18 protein-coding genes and 1 other RNA gene are annotated in these 19,311 nt (G+C 52.6%); 4 read left to right on the forward strand and 15 right to left on the reverse strand.

What is annotated here, in order from left to right:
• Positions 1–123: 123 nt before the first annotated feature.
• The 15 genes from ACFVYJ_RS11430 to rsmI all read right to left on the reverse strand — a co-directional run bounded on the left by ACFVYJ_RS11430 (position 124) and on the right by rsmI (position 15,893).
• A complete protein-coding gene (locus ACFVYJ_RS11430) occupies positions 124–900 on the reverse strand; it encodes a cell division protein FtsQ/DivIB (protein WP_419414924.1) in 777 nt (258 codons plus the stop codon).
• Positions 881–1,855 carry a D-alanine--D-alanine ligase gene (locus tag ACFVYJ_RS11435; RefSeq protein ID WP_419414923.1) on the reverse strand — a complete coding sequence of 325 codons (975 nt, stop codon included), beginning with the start codon at positions 1,853–1,855 and terminating at the stop codon, positions 881–883. The genes ACFVYJ_RS11430 and ACFVYJ_RS11435 overlap by 20 nt, the downstream gene beginning before the upstream one ends.
• Positions 1,852–3,291, reverse strand: coding sequence for a UDP-N-acetylmuramate--L-alanine ligase (gene murC, locus ACFVYJ_RS11440; protein WP_419414922.1), 1,440 nt, complete (start codon positions 3,289–3,291; stop codon positions 1,852–1,854). The genes ACFVYJ_RS11435 and murC overlap by 4 nt, the downstream gene beginning before the upstream one ends.
• Positions 3,291–4,376 carry an undecaprenyldiphospho-muramoylpentapeptide beta-N-acetylglucosaminyltransferase gene (gene murG, locus ACFVYJ_RS11445; protein ID WP_419414921.1) on the reverse strand — a complete coding sequence of 362 codons (1,086 nt, stop codon included), beginning with the start codon at positions 4,374–4,376 and terminating at the stop codon, positions 3,291–3,293. Before murG ends, murC begins: the two co-directional genes overlap by 1 nt.
• A complete protein-coding gene (ftsW, locus tag ACFVYJ_RS11450) occupies positions 4,369–5,568 on the reverse strand; it encodes a putative lipid II flippase FtsW (protein ID WP_419414920.1) in 1,200 nt (399 codons plus the stop codon). Before ftsW ends, murG begins: the two co-directional genes overlap by 8 nt.
• Complete coding sequence (murD, locus tag ACFVYJ_RS11455; RefSeq protein ID WP_419414919.1) at positions 5,565–6,917, reverse strand: UDP-N-acetylmuramoyl-L-alanine--D-glutamate ligase; 1,353 nt, start codon at positions 6,915–6,917, stop codon at positions 5,565–5,567. The genes ftsW and murD overlap by 4 nt, the downstream gene beginning before the upstream one ends.
• Before the next feature lie 12 nt (positions 6,918–6,929).
• On the reverse strand, positions 6,930–8,012 hold the full coding sequence (mraY, locus tag ACFVYJ_RS11460) for a phospho-N-acetylmuramoyl-pentapeptide-transferase (RefSeq protein ID WP_419414918.1): 1,083 nt from the start codon (positions 8,010–8,012) through the stop codon (positions 6,930–6,932).
• Between the two features lie 6 nt (positions 8,013–8,018).
• On the reverse strand, positions 8,019–9,383 hold the full coding sequence (locus tag ACFVYJ_RS11465) for a UDP-N-acetylmuramoyl-tripeptide--D-alanyl-D-alanine ligase (RefSeq protein ID WP_419414917.1): 1,365 nt from the start codon (positions 9,381–9,383) through the stop codon (positions 8,019–8,021).
• On the reverse strand, positions 9,380–10,846 hold the full coding sequence (locus ACFVYJ_RS11470) for a UDP-N-acetylmuramoyl-L-alanyl-D-glutamate--2,6-diaminopimelate ligase (protein ID WP_419414916.1): 1,467 nt from the start codon (positions 10,844–10,846) through the stop codon (positions 9,380–9,382). Before ACFVYJ_RS11470 ends, ACFVYJ_RS11465 begins: the two co-directional genes overlap by 4 nt.
• A gap of 12 nt (positions 10,847–10,858) precedes the next feature.
• Complete coding sequence (locus tag ACFVYJ_RS11475; protein ID WP_419414915.1) at positions 10,859–12,565, reverse strand: peptidoglycan D,D-transpeptidase FtsI family protein; 1,707 nt, start codon at positions 12,563–12,565, stop codon at positions 10,859–10,861.
• A complete protein-coding gene (ftsL, locus tag ACFVYJ_RS11480) occupies positions 12,555–12,917 on the reverse strand; it encodes a cell division protein FtsL (protein WP_419414914.1) in 363 nt (120 codons plus the stop codon). Before ftsL ends, ACFVYJ_RS11475 begins: the two co-directional genes overlap by 11 nt.
• The gene (rsmH, locus tag ACFVYJ_RS11485; protein WP_419414913.1) at positions 12,914–13,852 is read right to left on the reverse strand and encodes a 16S rRNA (cytosine(1402)-N(4))-methyltransferase RsmH; all 939 of its coding nucleotides are present in this window, start codon (positions 13,850–13,852) and stop codon (positions 12,914–12,916) included. Before rsmH ends, ftsL begins: the two co-directional genes overlap by 4 nt.
• Before the next feature lie 15 nt (positions 13,853–13,867).
• Positions 13,868–14,323, reverse strand: a complete 456-nt coding sequence (gene mraZ, locus ACFVYJ_RS11490; protein ID WP_419414912.1) for a division/cell wall cluster transcriptional repressor MraZ — start codon at positions 14,321–14,323, stop codon at positions 13,868–13,870.
• Positions 14,324–14,651: 328 nt separating this feature from the next.
• Positions 14,652–15,001: RNase P RNA component class A (gene rnpB / locus ACFVYJ_RS11495), an RNA gene on the reverse strand.
• Positions 15,002–15,044: 43 nt separating this feature from the next.
• Complete coding sequence (rsmI, locus tag ACFVYJ_RS11500) at positions 15,045–15,893, reverse strand: 16S rRNA (cytidine(1402)-2'-O)-methyltransferase (RefSeq protein WP_419414911.1); 849 nt, start codon at positions 15,891–15,893, stop codon at positions 15,045–15,047.
• A 36-nt stretch (positions 15,894–15,929) separates the two neighbouring features.
• On the opposite strand from rsmI, the gene ACFVYJ_RS11505 reads away from it, so the two are divergent.
• The 4 genes from ACFVYJ_RS11505 to ACFVYJ_RS11520 are packed head-to-tail and all read left to right on the forward strand — an operon-like array spanning position 15,930 to position 19,289.
• On the forward strand, positions 15,930–17,729 hold the full coding sequence (locus tag ACFVYJ_RS11505; protein WP_419414910.1) for a penicillin-binding protein activator: 1,800 nt from the start codon (positions 15,930–15,932) through the stop codon (positions 17,727–17,729).
• An 8-nt stretch (positions 17,730–17,737) separates the two neighbouring features.
• Positions 17,738–18,097: a YraN family protein gene (locus ACFVYJ_RS11510; RefSeq protein ID WP_419414909.1), complete on the forward strand. Its 360-nt coding sequence runs from the start codon at positions 17,738–17,740 to the stop codon at positions 18,095–18,097.
• 17 nt (positions 18,098–18,114) lie between these two features.
• Entirely contained in the window at positions 18,115–18,708 is a 594-nt protein-coding gene (locus ACFVYJ_RS11515; RefSeq protein ID WP_419414908.1) for an SIS domain-containing protein, read from the forward strand.
• Positions 18,709–18,710: 2 nt separating this feature from the next.
• The gene (locus ACFVYJ_RS11520; protein ID WP_419414907.1) at positions 18,711–19,289 is read left to right on the forward strand and encodes a BON domain-containing protein; all 579 of its coding nucleotides are present in this window, start codon (positions 18,711–18,713) and stop codon (positions 19,287–19,289) included.
• Positions 19,290–19,311 lie beyond the last annotated feature (22 nt).

A 19,311-nucleotide genomic window follows, 5' to 3' on the forward strand; every position in this document is an offset into this window, starting at 1 on the left:
CCGATGCCCACCAGCTCGATGCTGCCGTCCGGATTTACCTCCGCAACCAGACACACCACCTTGGAGGTGCCGATATCCAGTGCCACAATCATCTTATTAGCCATTGCCATCTGCATTAATGCATTACCCTGCTGTTGCTTCAGGTGCTGTGACGTCACGCCACTTCACAGCCACCCCATTGGTGTAGCGAATATCAATTTGCTCAATCTGCGCAGCCCTTTCGGACAAACCCAATTCATAAACCCGTAAAAAACGTTGCAACCGTTGCTCGATATTTTCACGGCCAACAATGACCCTGATATTGTTATCAAGTTCCAAACTCCAGGCACCACGCGGCTCCAGATTCAAACCAACCACCTGCAACCCCAGCGGCCTAAACACCTGATTCAGATCGTGAAACTGCGCCATGACACGACTGGTTTCCGGTGCGGGCCCCGACAAGCGCGGCAATTCCAAATACTCCTGCTGCAATTGCGGCCAAAATATATCTCCCTGATGATTCAACAGGCCATGCTCACTCCATCTCGCTACAGGGACTTCTTCCTCTACCTCAACTGCCAGCGTCTCCGGCCAATCTCGTCGAATCGCGGCAATATGCACCCAGGGTTGATCTTTCACCTGCTGCCGGATCACATCTATATCTACCTGCAGCAATGACTGCTGAACTCCACCAGCAATCGTCCTGGCCAGCTCATTACGATTCAGGTGACGGGTTTCACCATACAGCCGCACTTCAGCGACAGGACGATCCAGCCAATGCCAGAATTTAGCCGTCAAACCACTGAGCAACCCAACAAACAGCAACAACACACTCACACGGGAGAACACATACCACCAACTCTCAGTCTCTGAACCTGAGACTGAGACTGGCTGGGGTGTTTTATTCGCATGCTGTTGCATTCGGCGACACCGTGGTTAATAAAATTTTCACTACCAGAGCCTCAAAACAGATACCTGCTTCTGCTGCGGCCATGGGCAGCAAACTATGATCCGTCATTCCAGGCGCGGTATTGATTTCCAACAACTGAAAGTTACCGGCTTCGTCTTGCATGACATCGACCCGACCCCAGCCATGGCACCCAAGAACAGAGAATGCCTGCTCTGCCAGCTGTTGCAGTTCGCTGGCTTGCGCAGATGTTAATTCGTGGTCAAACCGGTAGCGGGTGTCATTAGCCAGGTATTTTGCTTCGTAGTCATAAAAATCATGACTGGTTTCCAGCTTGATCACCGGCAAGGCCTGACCTTCTAAAATACCGACAGTAAACTCAGCACCACTCATCCAGCGTTCAGCAATGACACTGCGGTCAAAACCAGCGGCCGTGTTATAGGCTTGTTGTAAACCTGCTGCATCATCCGCCACGCTCATCCCAATACTTGAGCCCTCATGCACAGGTTTGACAATCATCTTGCTGCCCAGGCCAGCCGCAACTGCACTAAAGTCAGTATCCTGTGTCAGCACTGCAAAAGGAGGTGTTGGCAGACCCGCACCACGCCAGAGCTGTTTGGTACGCAACTTATCCATGCCAATTGCTGAGGCTGCCACACCGCTGCCGGTATAGGGCTTTACCAGCATTTCCATCACACCCTGCAAAACACCATCCTCACCACCGGCGCCATGCAAAATTAAGAATGCACGGTCAAATGTTGCGGCCTGCAACTGCTGCACAGGATTCTCCGCACCCTGATCGCCGCCCAGATCAATACCAAAGGCATCTACGCCTGCACGCTGTAAGGCAGACAACACAGCCGCTCCGCTTTTCAGCGAGACAGGACGTTCTGATGATGTGCCACCGTGTACTACAGCCACCCGACCCAAGGTTGCCGCAGTCTGAGCATCGACACGGTACTCGGTCATGACTGCTCCTCTCGTGCTAATGAAACCTGATTCAACTCATGCGCCAACGCGGTAATATCGCCCGCCCCCTGCGTCAGCAACAGATCTCCAGGCTGTAAAATATTGCGTAATAACTCTGCCACTTCTGATTTGTCGTTAACGTATACCGGTTCAATCGCCCCGCGCTGACGAATGCTGCGGCAAAGGTTTCGACTATCAGCACCGGTAATCGGCTCTTCACCCGCGGGATACACTTCTAGCAACAGCAACAGGTCCACTTCAGAGAGCACCTGAGTGAAGTCTTCATACAAGTCACGCGTGCGGGTATACCTGTGCGGCTGATAGATCATAACCAAACGTTTATCCGGCCAGCCTTCACGCACGGCTTTGATGACCGCCTGCACTTCACGAGGATGGTGACCATAGTCATCCACCAACATGGCGGTACCACCGGTAACAGGAACATCACCCAATACTTGGAAGCGGCGACCAACACCGGCAAACTTCTCCAGCGCCTGGCAGATTGCTTTACCTGCAATCCCCTCATCTGTGGCCACAGCAATGGTTGCCAGCGCATTCAGTACATTGTGCTGGCCCGGCATATGCAGCTTCACCTGCAAAGGGTCGAGATTGTCAGGACGCTGCACTGTAAAACTTGAGTACATACCGACCTGTTCGATATTTACCGCCCTAAAATCGGCATCTTCAGAAACACCATAAGTCAGAATCGGCCTGCTAACTTCTGGCAAAATCTCACGTACCACGGGATCATCAATACACAGCACAGCCAGACCATAAAATGGCAGGTTATGCAGAAATTCAATGAAAGTACGCTTCAAACGTGAGAAGTCATTTTCATAGGTTTCCATATGATCGGCATCAATGTTGGTAACAATGGCGACCATGGGTTGTAGGTGCAGGAACGAAGCATCACTTTCATCCGCTTCAGCAACCAGATAGCGGCTGGTTCCCATTTTGGCATTGGTTCCCGCACTGTTAAGGCGACCGCCAATAACAAACGTAGGATCACGCTCGCCCTCAGCAAATACCGATGCCAGTAAACTGGTAGTTGTGGTTTTGCCATGAGTACCAGCAACCGCGATGCCATGGCGATAACGCATCAGCTCAGCCAACATCTCGGCACGCCTTACTACCGGCGTTCGCTGTTCCCGGGCGGCAACCAGCTCAGGGTTTTCTTCATTAACTGCAGTGGAAACCACTACAACATCAGCCGTCGCAACATTGTCTGCAGCATGGCCGATGAAAATTTCCATGCCTAACTGCACCAGACGTTGCGTGGTCGCAGATACCTTCAGATCAGAGCCCGAAATGTCATAACCCTGATTAAGCAGTACCTCAGCAATACCGCACATACCAACACCACCGATACCGATAAAGTGGATACGACGTATACGACGCATTTCCGGAATTTCATGCATAGTTGCCGGCTGTTTCATTAACCCATTTCCTCTTCACACACTGCTGCTACACGCTCCCGAGATTCAGGAATACCCATTGCCCGGGCTTTAGTAGCCATCTGCAGCAGTTGTGACCGATGACTCATAGTATCGGTTAGCATTGCCAGCAGACCTGCAGAAGTCAGTTCATGCTGTTGCACCAACTGTGCAGCACCCGACTGACTTAAAAAATTTGCATTGCCTGTTTGATGATCATCCACGGCATAGGGGAAAGGCACCAAGATAGAAGCCACCCCCGCAATGGCCAGTTCACTGACCGTCAGTGCACCCGCCCGGCATAACACCAGATCAGCCCAACCATAAGCTTCCGCCATATCCTCGATAAAAGGCACCACACGCACATCTGTAACACCGGCATCAGCGTATGCTTGTTCCGCAGACAACAAATTACGCTTACCTACCTGATGCCAAACTTCAGGGCGCTGCTCTGGCGTCATCTGCGTTAACACCTGAGGCAAAAGGTCATTAATTGCCTGTGCCCCCAGGCTGCCGCCCAATACCAGCAGGCGCAAGGCTCCTGTGCGTGACGCAAAGCGTTGTTCTGGCGCGGGCAGATCAAGAATGGTGCCGCGCACCGGGTTGCCCATCACTTCGGTTTTGCAGGTCACTGGAAAGGCCCCACCAAAGGCTTCCAGCACGCGACTGGCAACTTTAGACAACCAGCGGTTAGTCATGCCTGCCACCGCATTTTGTTCATGTACGATAACCGGCACCCGCAGCAGCCAGGCAGCTACGCCACCGGGACCTGAAGCAAACCCCCCCATACCCAATACCGCATCCGGCCGAACCTGACGTAGCACTTGAAGTGCCTGCCACACAGCCATTAGCAGTTTGAACGGTGCCAGCACTAAACTCAGCTTGCTTTTACCACGCAAGCCCCGGACTTCAATCGCATGCAGCGTTATGCCAGCAGCAGGCACCAGTTCACCTTCAATGCCATGGCGGCTACCCAGCCACTCAACATGCACACCACGCTGCTTAAGCACCTCAACCGTCGCCAAGGCAGGGAATACATGTCCTCCGGTACCACCAGCCATCACCAGTAAGGTTTTTACGCTATTCATCAACCACCTCCCGGTGATTTTTGTCACCTCTGAGTTGCTGGCATTTCAGTTCATAATCTACCCGCAAAATAACCGCGAGCATGATACAACTCACCAACAAACTGCTCCCGCCATAACTGACCAGTGGCAGCGTTAAGCCTTTGGTTGGCAACGCCCCCACATTCACTCCGATATTGATCAATGCCTGAGCGGCGAAAATAATGCCAAACCCGTAACAGATATACGCCGGAAAAAAGGCTTTTTGCTTTTCTGCCCGGCGACCAATACGGAAGATGCTCACCACCAGAATGGCGAACAAAACAATCAACACAGCGGCGCCAGCAAACCCCAGCTCTTCTGCCAGTACTGAAAAGACAAAATCAGTATGCGCTTCGGGTAGATAAAACAGCTTCTGGACACTGTTGCCCAGCCCAGTACCAAACCAGTCACCACGACCAAAGGCAATCTGGGCCTGGGATAACTGATAACCACTGCCAAACGGATCGGCCCAGGGGTCCAGAAAACTTTTCAGTCGCGCCACACGGTAAGGCTGTAACCCCACCACGGTGACCAGCAATAACAACACGCCACTCACCACGGTGAGAAACTGAGAAAAGCGCATACCACCAAGGAAAATCATTCCCATGACCGTGCCCATCAGGACCACCAACGCACCAAAGTCAGGCTCGAAATACAGCAACACACAGAAAATACCCAGGGGTAATGTTGGTTTTGCAATCCCCTTCCAACTGCTGCGCACCTCATCCAGTCGGCGCACCAAATAGCCGCCCATGTAAATCACCATGCAAAACTTGGCGACCTCTGATGCCTGTAAATTCAGAGGCCCGAGGGGCAACCAGCGATGGCTGCCATTAACGCCCTTACCGATGCCCGGAATTAACACCAGAACCAGCAATACGCCTGCCATCAACATCCACCAATGACCGGTCTGCTGCCAAAATGAGAGTGGTATACGCCAGACCACCATGGCAGCAAATAAGGCAATGGCCATAAATGTCATCTGCCGAAACACGTAGTAATACGGGGTGCCATTATTACGCATCGCCACATCCAGCGAGGCAGAACTAATCATCACAAACCCGAACAACATCAAACTCAGTGCAGCTCCCAGCACCCATGGATCAAAAGGTAACAGTTTGCTGTTGTCGCGTGCAGCAGATGCTGCCAGCCATGGCCAGTTGAGAGCAATCATTGCAGCCCCTCCACTGCCTGCACAAAGACTTCACCGCGAGCCGGGTAACCACTAAACATGTCAAAGCTGGCACAGGCAGGGGAAAGCAACACTAGGTCCCCGGGTTGCGCCAGACGGGCCGCCTGACCAACAGCTGCAGGTAAACTCTGCGCCGCAAAGCTTTCTATATTACCGACCTCAGCCGCAAGCTGAGCGCCGTCCTGGCCGAAATACACTAACGCCCGGCCATACTGCGCCAGCGGGGCTGCCAACTCACTGAATTCAGCGCCCTTGCCTACACCACCCGCCAGCAAAATGATTTTTTGTTCACCCGTTAATGTCTGCCCCAGCCCATTTAACGCTGCCAGGGTAGCGCCTACATTGGTGCCCTTAGAGTCATTGAAGTAGTGAACACCAGCGATTTCAGCCACCCACTGACAACGGTGTTCAAGTCCGGGGAAGGCACGCAGTGCCGCTAACATCGCCGACATAGGCAAACCGGACATCTGGCCCAGTGCCAGCGCCGCCAGTGCATTGGCAATATTGTGGCTGCCACGGATCTTCAATTCTGTGACATCCAATAGCAGCTCCGGCCCCTGAGCTAACCACTGCCGGCCATCCTGCTGGATCAAACCAAACTGTTTTAGGTCCGGGCAACCCAGACGATAACTCACCGTAGGTATATCTTTAGGCAACAAAGGAGCCGTAAGTGGGTCATCACAGTTTATTACTGCATGGCGACAGCCACGGAATATTCGGTGTTTAGCCTGATAATAGGCCTGCATATTGGGGTAACGGTCGAGATGGTCCGGACTGATATTCAGCACTGTGGCCACTTCAGCCCGCAGTTCATGGGTCGTTTCCAGCTGAAAACTGGACAACTCAATGACATACAGATCCATTGCTGGCTGTTGCAGCATCTCCAGCACCGGCAAGCCGATATTGCCGCAGACACCTACCCGCTTACCGGCGGACCGAGCCATCTCACCGACCAGCGTAGTCACTGTGCTTTTGGCATTAGAACCAGTGATGGCGACAATCGGTGCAGACACCTCACGGCAGAACAGATCAATATCACCAATAACCGGCACACCCGCGGATATTGCAGCCTGTATAGCAGGCTCACTGGTAGCCACCCCAGGACTGACAATTAATTCCGCCGCCTGCTGCAGATAATGGCTATCAAAATCGCCACAACGTAATTCAACATCCGGCAATTCAGCTTTTAACTCTTTAGCACCGGGTGGCTCGGAACGACTGTCGACAACAGCAAATGGCCAACCTTTTTTCGCCAGATAACGAGCACAGGCCAGCCCGGTCTGACCCAGGCCGATCACTATGCGAAATTGATCTGTGGCGATAAGTGCCATTTACGTTCCCGTTTAACGAAGTTTCAGTGACGCCAGGCCAATCAGCACCAGCACCACAGTAATAATCCAGAACCGAACAATTACCCGCGGTTCCGGCCAGCCTTTCAATTCAAAATGATGATGCAGCGGAGCCATGCGGAATATCCGCCGCCCGGTCAACTTGAACGATGCCACCTGCAAAATCACCGATACTGTTTCCGCTACGAAGATCCCGCCCATAATAAACAGCACCAGCTCCTGGCGGATGATCACTGCAATCACACCCAACGCAGCCCCTAGAGACAGTGCACCCACATCACCCATAAATACTTGGGCGGGATAGGTGTTAAACCAGAGAAAGCCAAGTCCGGCACCAACAATCGCACCGCAGAAAATAATCAGTTCACCGGCGCCGGGAATGTAAGGAATCAACAAATAATCAGCAAATTTGGCATGCCCTGACAGGTAGGCAAATACCCCCAGGGCTCCACCGACCAGCACCGTTGGCAGAATCGCCAAACCATCCAGCCCATCAGTCAAATTCACCGCATTAGATGAACCGACGATGACAAAATAGGTAAACACCACAAAGAAGACACCCAGTGGCAGGGTGACGTCTTTCAGGAATGGGATCAGCAAACCGGTCTCAGCCGGGGTTTGCGCAAAGTAATACAACAATAAAGCTGCACCCAGGCCACCCACTGACTGCCACAAATATTTCCAGCGGGCAGGCAGGCCACGAGGGTTCTTTTCTACCACTTTCCGGTAGTCATCAACCCAACCAACTGCACCAAAAATCAGCGTAACACCCAGTGTAATCCAGACATACTTGTTACTTAGGTCACTCCACAACAGCGTACTGCTGGCGATAGCCACCAGTATCAAGGCGCCCCCCATGGTTGGCGTACCTGCTTTGCTCAGGTGAGTCTGCGGGCCATCACTGCGCACTGCCTGACCAATTTGTTTGGTGCGCAGCTGCCGAATCAGCCAGGGGCCAACCCACAATGAAATCATCAGCGCCGTGAGAACGCCAAAAATACCCCTTAGCGTCAGGTACTGAAACACAGCGAAGCCACTGTAGTACTGCGATAAGAAGTCGGCAATCAGTAATAACATGCCTTTTTATTCCCCTTGTTCCAGGCCAGCAACGACCTGTTCCATCCCGGCACTGCGGGATCCTTTGACCAGAATATTAACTCCGGCCTTCGCCCGCGGCAGTAACGCCGCTATCAGTTCATTCTTGTCAGCAAAGTACTGACCGTCCGCACCGGCTGCATTCGCATAGCCAGTAACGGTGTGCCGAGACAGCACACCCGTCACCCACAGGTGACAGATCCCCTTCTGTGCTGCCCGGCAACCAACTGTTGCATGCGCCTCTTCAGCGCCATCACCCAACTCCGCCATATCCCCCAGTACCAACACGGATTCCCCTGGCAATGTCGCCAATAAATCCACCGCGGCTAACACCGAACCTGGATTGGCGTTGTAGCTATCATCTATGACTAATGCGCCATTACTTGACTGGCATGGGCGCATACGCCCTTTTACCGCTGCAAAGCGCTCCAGCCCGGCGACAATTTCAGCCAACGGCAAACCGCCAGCGTCCACTGCCGCGGCAGCAGCCAGCGCGTTCGCAACATTGTGTTGACCCATCACCTGCAACTGCACCAACGCAGACCCAGTTTGCAGATGTAAACGGAAGCAATAACAGCCATTCTCTCCGGCTTGCAGTTCCGAGGCGTAGCAATCGGCTGCCGTGTTATGCAAAGAAAAAGTGGCCTGTTTCTGCCCTGTGGTTTGTTGCAACCAAACATCTGCATGCGGGTCATCAAGGTTAATCACCGCCGTCCCATTTCTCGCTGCTAGCTGGTTAAAAATTTCACCTTTAGCTTTCACCACGCCCTGCAGAGAACCAAACCCCTCCAGATGCGCACCCATGGCATTATTCAGGATCGCCACATCGGGCAATACCAGCTCAGTGGTATAGGCAATTTCTCCCACTGCACTCGCCCCCTGCTCGATCACCGCAACTTCACTGTCATCATCCAGTTGCATCAGCGTCAGCGGTACACCGATGTCATTATTCAGATTACCCTGCGTCGCCAGCACTCTGTGCTGACCAGACAGAATCGACAGCAGCATCTCTTTTACCGTGGTTTTGCCACTGCTGCCGGTGACTGCGTATAACGGTCCCTGAAAGCGACAGCGGTTCGCCAGCGCGATGTGCCCGAGGGCAAGCCGCGTATCCTTTACCTGCCATTGCGGTAGCGTGCTGTCCACTTGCTGGGACACCACCAAACCTGCAGCACCCGCTGCTGCCGCTTGCTGCACAAAGTTATGGCCATTGAAGTTTGGCCCTACCAAAGCAACAAACAGATCACCCTGTTTAATGGAGCGTGTATCCGTGCTGACACCACTAAACGAGGTATCCTTAGTCACGGCGCCGGCAAACTGCTGCAAATCCGATAGATGCCATGTGCCGATCATATCCTCGCCTCCAGCGCCTGCTGACAAACGTCATAATCACTAAAGGAATAACGCTGACCGGCAATCTCCTGGTAATCCTCATGCCCTTTGCCTGCGACCAGTACCAGGTCGGCCTTACCCGCCTGCTGCACGGCCCGGGTAATTGCTGTAGCACGATCCGCTTCTATATAAGGCGTGTGCTGCTTAACGCCCGAAGCCACCATGATGATGATACTGTCTGCATCTTCATGCCGCGGATTATCACTGGTGATAATAACTTCATCTGCCAAGCGATCTGCCACTGCACCCATCAGAGGGCGTTTGCCCTGATCTCTATCACCGCCACAACCAAACACACACCAAAGCACGCCAGAACAATGTGCTCGGGCACCCTGCAAAGCTTTTTCCAATGCATCCGGGGTATGGGCATAGTCAATAATGACCACCGGCCCTTGCCCGGCAAGCAAGGCTTGCATGCGCCCTGGCACAGCTTGCAGGCCAGATACGGCGCTGCTGATCTGTTCGGCAGAATAACCTTCCGCCTCAAGTACAGCGGCAACCAACAACAGGTTATCCAGATTAAACTCACCCAGCAGGCCACTCTTAAAAGGAATCGCACCCAAGCGAGTATTAAACTCTCCTTCTAGCCCCTGCTGAGTTAAACGATAGGCTTTGAGATGAACATCCCCCTGGCTACGTCCGACGCAGCAAGCCTCGCCCGCCAAGTCAGCACGCAGCAACAAGGACTCACCAAAAGCATCATCACGATTGATCACAGCCATTTTCAGTGGGTAATCGGTGAACAGTCGCGCTTTGGCAGCACCATAAGCCTCCATGGTGTCATGGTAATCAAGGTGGTCACGGGTCAGGTTAGTAAACAGACCATAATCAAATGCCACGCCCGCAACCCGCATCTGTTCCAGGGCATGACTGGACACCTCCATCACCACGATCTCCGCCGCATCAGCCTTAAATTCCGCCAGCAGTTTTTGCAGGCTAATCGCATCTGGAGTGGTATGTGTTGCCAGATCAAGCTGGCCCGGAAAACCATTACCAACCGTACCGATTAACGCGGTTTTTCGGCCCAACTGATTCAGCGCCTGCGCCAGAAAATGAGCACAAGACGTTTTGCCATTAGTGCCAGTAATACCAATCAACACCATCTGATGGCTGGGGTCAGCGTAATAACGTGCGGCAACCAAACCGAGCTGGCCCACCAAATTGGGAATAGCAATGACCGGCACATCTACTCGCGGACAGGATGGGAGTTCAGAGGCATCCACCAGTACTGCACAAGCACCAGCTGCTACGGCTGCCGGCACGAAGTCAACACCCTTATGCTGCAGACCGCTGCGGGCGCAGAACAACATTCCAGGCAACACCTGACGGCTATCCTGGCACAGACCAGAAACAGCAATACCGGTGCAGGCTGGTGTTGCCCACTCCGGTATCAGTTCTGTCAGTTGTCTGTTGCGCAGTTGCATTATGTTCTCACCTTAACGTTGTACCACTTGACCGGTAGGTTTCGGCCAATCATCTGGCGGCACATTCAACAATCTCAAAGCTCCGGATAGGGTGCGCGAGAAAACCGGCGCGGCGACTTCGCCACCGTAGTATTCCTGTCCTTTGGGATTATCCACCATCACCACCGTCACCAAACGCGGATTACTGGCTGGAGCGATACCAGCAAAAACCGAAATATATTGATCATCTATGTAACCGCCACTGCCGACTTTATGCACGGTACCGGTCTTACCGGCAACCCGATAACCGGGTACCGCAGCACGCCTTCCGGTACCAGACGCACTGATGACGGTTTCCATCATAGCTCTGACATTTCGCGCCACATCGGTAGGCATCACCCGAACGCCTGTATTCGCTTCCGACTGTCTAATCAGACTCGGCGGTGTCATCACCCCGTCATTGGCTAATGCCAGATAGGACTGCGCCAACTGCAATGGGGTAACAGACAAACCATAGCCGTATGACATAGTGGCGCGTTCTACCACCTGTTTATCTGCAAGATAAGGCAGTACGCCACTGCTTTCGCCCGGATAACCCAGGGTTGTGGCCTGGCCAAGACCAACATTCCGCATCAGGTTAACCACAGCGCCCGGATCCATACTCAAGGCCAGCTTGGTTACACCTACATTACTGGATTTAGTAATGATGCCCGTCAGGTCAAGGTCACCATAATTGCGGTGGTCCCTAATGGTGTTACCTTTAACCCGAATGTAGCCCGGCGCAGTATGCACCACGGTTTCAGGGCGATACTTGCCGCTCATTAAGGCCGCCGCGACGGTCAGCGGCTTCATAGTTGAACCCGGCTCAAACACATCGGTAAGCGCCCGGTTACGCAACAGAGATGGTATCCGTTGCGCCGGGTCATTAGGGTTGTAAGAGGGCTGATTAACCATAGCCAGAATTTCGCCGGTGGCGGCATCCAGCATCACCAGAGAACCACCATCAGCCTTATGTGTCTGTACAGCTGCCTTTAACTCTCTATAGGCCAGATACTGCAACCGCAGATCAATGGTCAGCTGCATATCACTGCCGTTCTGCGCCGGACTCAGTTCACGAATGTGTTTAATTGTGCGGCCAAGTCGGTCCTTCATCACCATCTGTTTACCGGGTTCGGCGTGTAACCAATCTTCAAACGACAGTTCCAGACCTTCCTGGCCTTTACCATCTAAATCGGTGAAACCCACTAGATGCGTGGTGACTTCACCAGCGGGATAAAAACGTTTGTACTCCCGATCAATATGCACACCAGGAATCGCCAGCGCCAGCACTTGCGAGGCCAGTTCAGGGGTTACCTGACGTTTTAGATAAATAAACCGACGTTCGCGATTTTCACTGAGTTTGCGCAACAATACCGGGCGGCTCATCTGCAGTAGCGCCGCCATTTTACCCATGCTGGCATGCTCTAAATTCATTTTCGCCGGATCTGCCCAAATCGTTGCTACGGGCGCACTCACCGCCAACGGCTCACCATGGCGATCAGCAATAATGCCTCGATGCGCAGGGGCCTGAATCACGCGCACTGTGCGTGCCTCACCCTGTCCCTGCAAAAAGTCCTGTTCGGTGATGTACAGGCCGAGCATGCGACCGGTGATACCCAGCGCCACCAGCAACAGCAACAACATCACCAGCCAAAGACGCCAGCCTCGGCTAATGGCTGCTGTGACTGGTTTATCGCTCATTTTCAACCACCTCAATCTGCTCAATCCCCGGCACGGTCATAGCCAGGTGTTTTTCTGCTTGTTTCTCAACCCGGTTATTAGCGGCCCAGGCACTTTGCTCCAGCAGCAGCTGACTCCACTCCACCTGCAGCTCATCACGCTGCTCAACCAAAATCTGATGCTGGTTAAATAAGCGACGGTACTCAAAAGCATTCAGCACCACCGCCAGACAACAACCCACCACCAGCAGCACGCTTGCCGCAGCCACTAAACATCTAGGCAGCAGTTCTTCAGCACTGTAAAACTGACCGACTAGCTCAGCATCCGTGTCACTTTTGGCTGCCGGCCATAATCGACGCAGTAGCTGTTTCACGCTACTTTCTCCGCCACCCGCATCACTGCGCTGCGTGCCCGAACATTGACTTCGGTCTCGGCCTTACCTGCCTTGACCGCTTTACCCACATTTTTCAGACGAATTTTGAGCATCGCCTGAGTTACCGGTATATCCAGTGGCAGGTGCTCATCGCCTTTAACATGCTTACGAATAAAGCGCTTCACTATACGGTCTTCCAATGAATGGAAGCTGATCACCACCAATCTGCCGCCTACCCGCAAGACTTCCAGAGCCTGATCAAGGCAGCGTTCAAGGTCTTCAAGTTCACGATTAATATGTATTCGAATACCTTGAAATGCCCGAGTAGCCGGGTGCTTTCCTTTCTCCCACGCTGGATTAGCCGCCGCCACCACACTGGCCAATCTGCCAGTAGTCGTAATCGGTGCCTGTTCACGCTCAGCTACGATCGCCCGCGCCATGCGTCGGCCGAACCTCTCTTCACCGTAGGTAAATAGAACATCTGCTATTTCAGCCTCGGTTGCATGAGCAATCCAATCCGCAGCACTTTCTCCCCGACTGGTGTCCATACGCATATCCAATGGACCATCCTGCATAAAACTGAAGCCACGACTGGCATCATCCAGTTGCGGCGATGACACGCCTAAATCCAGCAGCACCCCATCGACCTGCCCCATATAGCCGGCTTGCTCTACCAGTGCCTGCATCTCAGCAAAGCTACCGTGGGCAATTTGGAATCTAGGTTCATTAGCGAAGCGTTGACGGGCGTGTTTGATCGCTTCTGGATCTTTATCAATCCCCAGCAACTGCCCGGCATCACCAAGGCTTTGCAATACCAAGCTGGAATGACCGCCCCGGCCAAAGGTGCCATCCACATAAAAACCATCGGGATTCTGAACCAGCGCATTCACTGCTTCCTGCAGTAAGACGGTGATATGTCCATATGCCTGCGTCATGTACTCAGCCCCATATCAGAGTGAAAGATTTAAAAGTTCATCAGGCAGTGCTGTTCCTTCTTCAGCCAGTGCTAAATAGCTGTCGCGGGTTGCCAGCCAGCGCTCCTCACTCCAGATTTCAAACTTCTGCCCCTGCCCCAACAACACAACCTTTTTGTCCAGTTCGGCATATTCCCGCAGTGGCGCAGGCAGTAACACACGACTGCTGCCGTCCAGGTCCAGATCGGTGGCATGACCGATCAACAACCGCTGAATCCGGCGAGCAGCTGGATTAAAGCTAGGCAGAGATTCAATTTTCTCTTGAATCTCCTCCCATTCAGGCAGGGGATACAGCAGCAGGCAACGCTCTTCGGTATCAATCGTAGCAACCAACTGTCCGCCACAGCAGTCAACAAGCCGGTCGCGATAACGCGACGGCACTGCCATCCGCCCTTTGGCATCGAGGTTGATTTGATTAACACCTCTAAACATATCTACTCGCTAACCCACATATAAATCAAAATATCCCACTTTTACCCACTTTATCCCACTAAAGCACACTATAGAAATTAACAACATGTAAAGCAAGGACAATCCCTGCCGCTTAAGAAAAAAACACACCGCGTATTTTTAGGCCAAACAAAAGCCTAAGAAATTCATAATATCCTATATAAATCAATAATTTAAAAATGAATAAGCGCAAAAAAATATACGCATAGATGAGACGCTAATGCAGCCACACTCATGATGAGTGCCACGGGACACGGGGCTTAAAGGCCCAAGAAGCTTAAATAGGCATAGATAAAGCAGAAGGAGGAAAAACGAGAGTTCACCGATAAGCCGGGTTCTGTCTAGGACAGTCATTCATCTGGGATGCACGTCACCATGCACCTCAAGCGACCTACCCGAACCCAGCGCGGGCCACGCCTATTGGGTTCCTATTTGGTCTTGCTCCGGGTGGGGTTTACCTTGCCGTGAGGTGTTGCCACCCACGCGGTGCGCTCTTACCGCACCATTTCAACCTTACCGGCACCCGAGGGTGCTTAGGCGGTATATTTTCTGTTGCACTGGCCGTCGGCTCACGCCGCCCAGACGTTATCTGGCACCTTGCCCATTGGAGCCCGGACTTTCCTCCACTTATAAATAAGCAGCGACTGTCTGGTGAACTCTCGGCGGCAAGACTACCAAAACTCTGCGGTCGGCGCGAGCTGATTTACTCATCCTCAGCCTGCTTTTCCAATGCCAATTGATACAGAGTCTTTTTCTTTATCCCCGTCAGTTTGGCAGCCAGAGCGGCCGCCTGACTCACCGGCAACTCCGCCAGCAAAATATCAAGCACCTCAATAGAGCGTTGATCAGCCTCCGGAGATTTCTCTTTAGCCACCCCTTGCACCAACACAACAAATTCACCGCGCTGCTGATTGCTATCAGCTTCCATCCAAGCAATCAATTCAGTCAGTTGATCTGCCCGAATGGTTTCATAAGTTTTGGTTAATTCACGTGCCACTGCCACAACCCGCTCGCCACCAAACACCTGACGCATATCCTGCAGCGATGCAAGAATCCGGTGTGGCGATTCATAAAACACCAGAGTGCGCGGCTCTGCGGCCAGATTCTGCAAATACTGCTTGCGAGCACTGCTTTTTGCAGGCAGGAATCCTTCGAAGACGAACCGGTCCGTGGGCAAACCCGCAGCCGACAGGGCTGCCACAAACGCCACACAACCAGGAATAGGCACGACACGAAAGCCTGCTTTACGAATTTCACGCACCACCACATAACCAGGATCTGAAATCAGCGGCGTTCCTGCATCCGAAACCAAAGCGACACTGGCACCACTTTCCAGCTGGTGTACAATCGTATCGATTCGCTGACGTTCATTGTGTTCGTGCACAGAGATCAGCCGGGTATCTATATTGAAATGCGCCAGCAAACGGGCGGTATGACGGGTATCTTCGGCTGCAATAACTGCCACCGCCTTGAGCGTTTCCACCGCACGGGGAGACATATCCTCTAGATTTCCAATCGGGGTGGCAACAACGTACAGTGCAGATTCCAACATGACGGACACTATCCTCAAATCCGGATTGAGAAGTATATGAAATTTAGCTACCGACTGTCTCTGTTAACCCTCTGTGTTCTAGTAATTTCCGCCTGTAGTAACAACCTGCCGCGCCCTACGGTCGAAGATGCCACGCCGGAAAACCAAGTTGAGTCACTACTGAAACAGTCCACCAGCGCCAAACCCATCCGTGCCGCAGAACTGCGCATGGAGGCTGCCAAGCTGCTGCTCACGCTGAACGAAAAACAACGCGCGCTTTCCGTGCTCGATCAAATTGATCTGTCACTGCTGACACCCTCCCTGCGCTTTGATATCGCCAAACTCAAAGCTAAAGCGGCTCTGGAACAGAGCGATGCCAGACAAGCATTGATTTACCTCGACCAAATTCCGGAAGCAAGCAGCAACGATTACCCAGCAGCACAGGCCATTGAATACCGTGAGCTGAGAGCCGAAGCCTACCAACAACAAAATGATCCACTGAGCGAAGTCCGCGAACTGATCAAAATTGCCCTGCTCACACCTGCTGCAGAACAGCAGCCTCTGCACGACCGAATCTGGGATCTATTACTCCAATTTAACCCAGACACCCTGCGCCAACTTATTCAGTCAGGCACCAACAGCTACTTTGAACAAGGCTGGCTGGAACTGGCAATGACGTTGCTCAGCAACACCGCACTGGACAGCCAAAACCAGGCCTTGCAGCGCTGGCAAGCACTCTGGACTGATCATCCAGCCAACGCTTTACCGCCCAGCCAGCTCAGCAACATGAATACAGCTCAGCTAAACGCTCAAAAAGTAGCAGTGCTGCTACCCAATAGCGGACAACTCAGCGGACCCGCAACCGCGATTAAAGAGGGAATTCTGCAGGCTCATTTCAGAGATGGCTCCTTGACGAAGCCGGAACTGCTATTTTTGGACTCCAGCCAGATAAATAGCCCATTCCAGCTGATACCACTGCTCAACACGCTGGAAATCGATCTAATTATCGGGCCTCTGGACAAAGAGTTTGTCATCCAGTTAGCCGACCAGGGCACACTCACCTCTCCCGTCCTGGCACTGAACTATAGCGAAGGACCAAGCGCGGCCCAGCTGTTTCAGTTTGGCCTGTCAGCCGAAGACGAGGCACGCCAGGCGGCAACAAAAATGTGGCAGGATGGCCACCGCCAAGTCGCCAGCATTACGCCCGCCACAGAATGGGGCAGCCGAATTGCCTCGGCATTTAACCAACAGTTCACAGAACTGGGGGGCAAAGTGATTACCCAAACTCAACTCGGCAACATCGATACATTTGCCGGCAGCATTGCCAGCCTGCTCAATACTGATGCCAGCCAGAGTCGATTTAAAGCGCTAAAACAACGTCTGCCGGGAATAAAGCTGGAATTTGAAGAGCATCGCCGTACTGATATCGACGCCATCTACCTAACCGCGCTACCGAATGACGCTCGTCAGATTAAACCGATCCTAGCCTTCAATTTTGCCGGCGATTTGCCCATTTACGCCAGCTCGCATGTATACAGCGGCAGCCAAAATCCAGTACTTGATCAGGATTTAAACGGTATTCACTTCTGCGCCTCGCCCTGGACACTACAGCCACCCAGCCAAGATAAAATTTTGCTTACCCAGCAACGCGCCAATGCGGAAAGCCGGTTTGGACGTCTATACGCATTAGGTCTGGATGCCTACCATGTATACCCTTACTTAAACCAGCTACAAGCCGTGCCCGGCACACAAATTCAAGGTGAGACCGGGCAATTAAGCATCAATACACGTGGTGAAATAGTGCGCACCCTCCTCTGGGCCAGATTCCGGGATGGAGTACCTCAACTTATTGAATAGGATCATGCATGGATCGCAAACAACGCGGCAAGGACGCCGAAAAAATCGCAGAAAAGCTACTGGCACGTCACGGCTGCAGACTACGCAGCCGTAACTACCACTGCCGCTTCGGTGAGATAGATCTGATCATGCTGCAGGGAGACATCCTACTCTTTGTGGAAGTGCGTTATCGGTCAAGCCAGACATTTGGCGGTGCTGCTGCTTCTGTCAGCCGCCAAAAACAGCAAAAAATCATTCGCACTGCAATGCATTACCTCAGTCAACAACCCCAAGGGCACACACCAACCTGTCGCTTCGATGTGATAGCTTTTGAGGCAAGTGAAGCAGGCCTGCATCCGGTATGGTATAAAGATGCCTTTCAAGCCTAGAAACAGAAGCCCATACTATGGAACTTCAGGATCGCATCGTTAGCCACTTTCACAACTCGATGGAGATCAACGCGATCACCATTGAGCAATACACGCCTCTGATCGCCCATGCCAGTGAACTTCTGCTGCACTGCTTAGTCAATGAGCACAAGATCTTGTGCTGCGCCAACGGCGCGTCATCCGCGCTTTCACAGCACTTCACAACCTTGCTAATGAGCCGTTTTCAGCAAGAGAGGCCCGGACTGCCCGCAATTAACCTGAGCACCGACGGTGCCACCATGAGCGCCATTTCAGAGGATGGCAGCTTTATTGATGCTCAGGCCAAGCAGATACATGCACTGGGACAGCCGGGTGATATTTTATTACTGCTGTCGATAAGTGGCCGCTCCAGTAATCTGGTTCAGGCAATTCAAGCAGCACATGACCGGGATATGAGTGTGATTGCCCTGAATGGCAATGATGGCGGGGATATCACCGCACTGTTAAGCCCCGACGAAGTGGAGATTTGCATCCCAAGCCAAGATCGGGCACTGGTACACCACTCGCATCTGATGGTGCTGCACATTCTCTGCGATTTAATTGATTACCAACTGTTTGGAAGCGAAACCTGATCATGAAGAAAAGCACAGCTCTGTTATTGATAACCTTGTCCACAACCATCGCACTGTCCGGATGTTCCGATCTGATCAGCGCGACACGGGAACAACCCATTGCCCAGGAGCGTACCGCACGCACGGTAGGTGCTTACGTAGATGATGAAATCATTGAAACCCTGTCGCTGGTAAACCTGAAAAAAGGCAGCGCCGAGCTGGTTGCCTCGAATATCAGCGTGACCAGCTATAACGGCATCGTGTTGCTGACCGGCCAGGCACCCTCGGACCGGGCTCGCCAGGAGGCTGAGCAGGTTGTCAGCAATGTAAAAAAAGTTCGCCGCATCAATAATGAAATTAAAATTTCAGGTGTCTCGTCAGCATTATCCCGTACCAACGATGCCTGGCTTACCACTAAGGTGAAGGCACAGTTACTCACCAATAGTCAGGTCGATGGCTCACGGATAAAAGTGGTTACCGATAGCAGTACCGTCTACTTAATGGGCTTGATGACCCAGGCAGAAGCCAATCGGGCAGTCAGTATCGTACGCGGTATTGCTGGCGTAGAGAAGATTGTGAAGGTGTTTGAATATATCGACTGAGTTTGTTCAGCAACAAAAAAGG

Source organism: Pontibacter sp. JAM-7, from assembly GCF_048548695.2.
GTDB lineage: Bacteria > Pseudomonadota > Gammaproteobacteria > Pseudomonadales > Balneatricaceae > Neptuniibacter.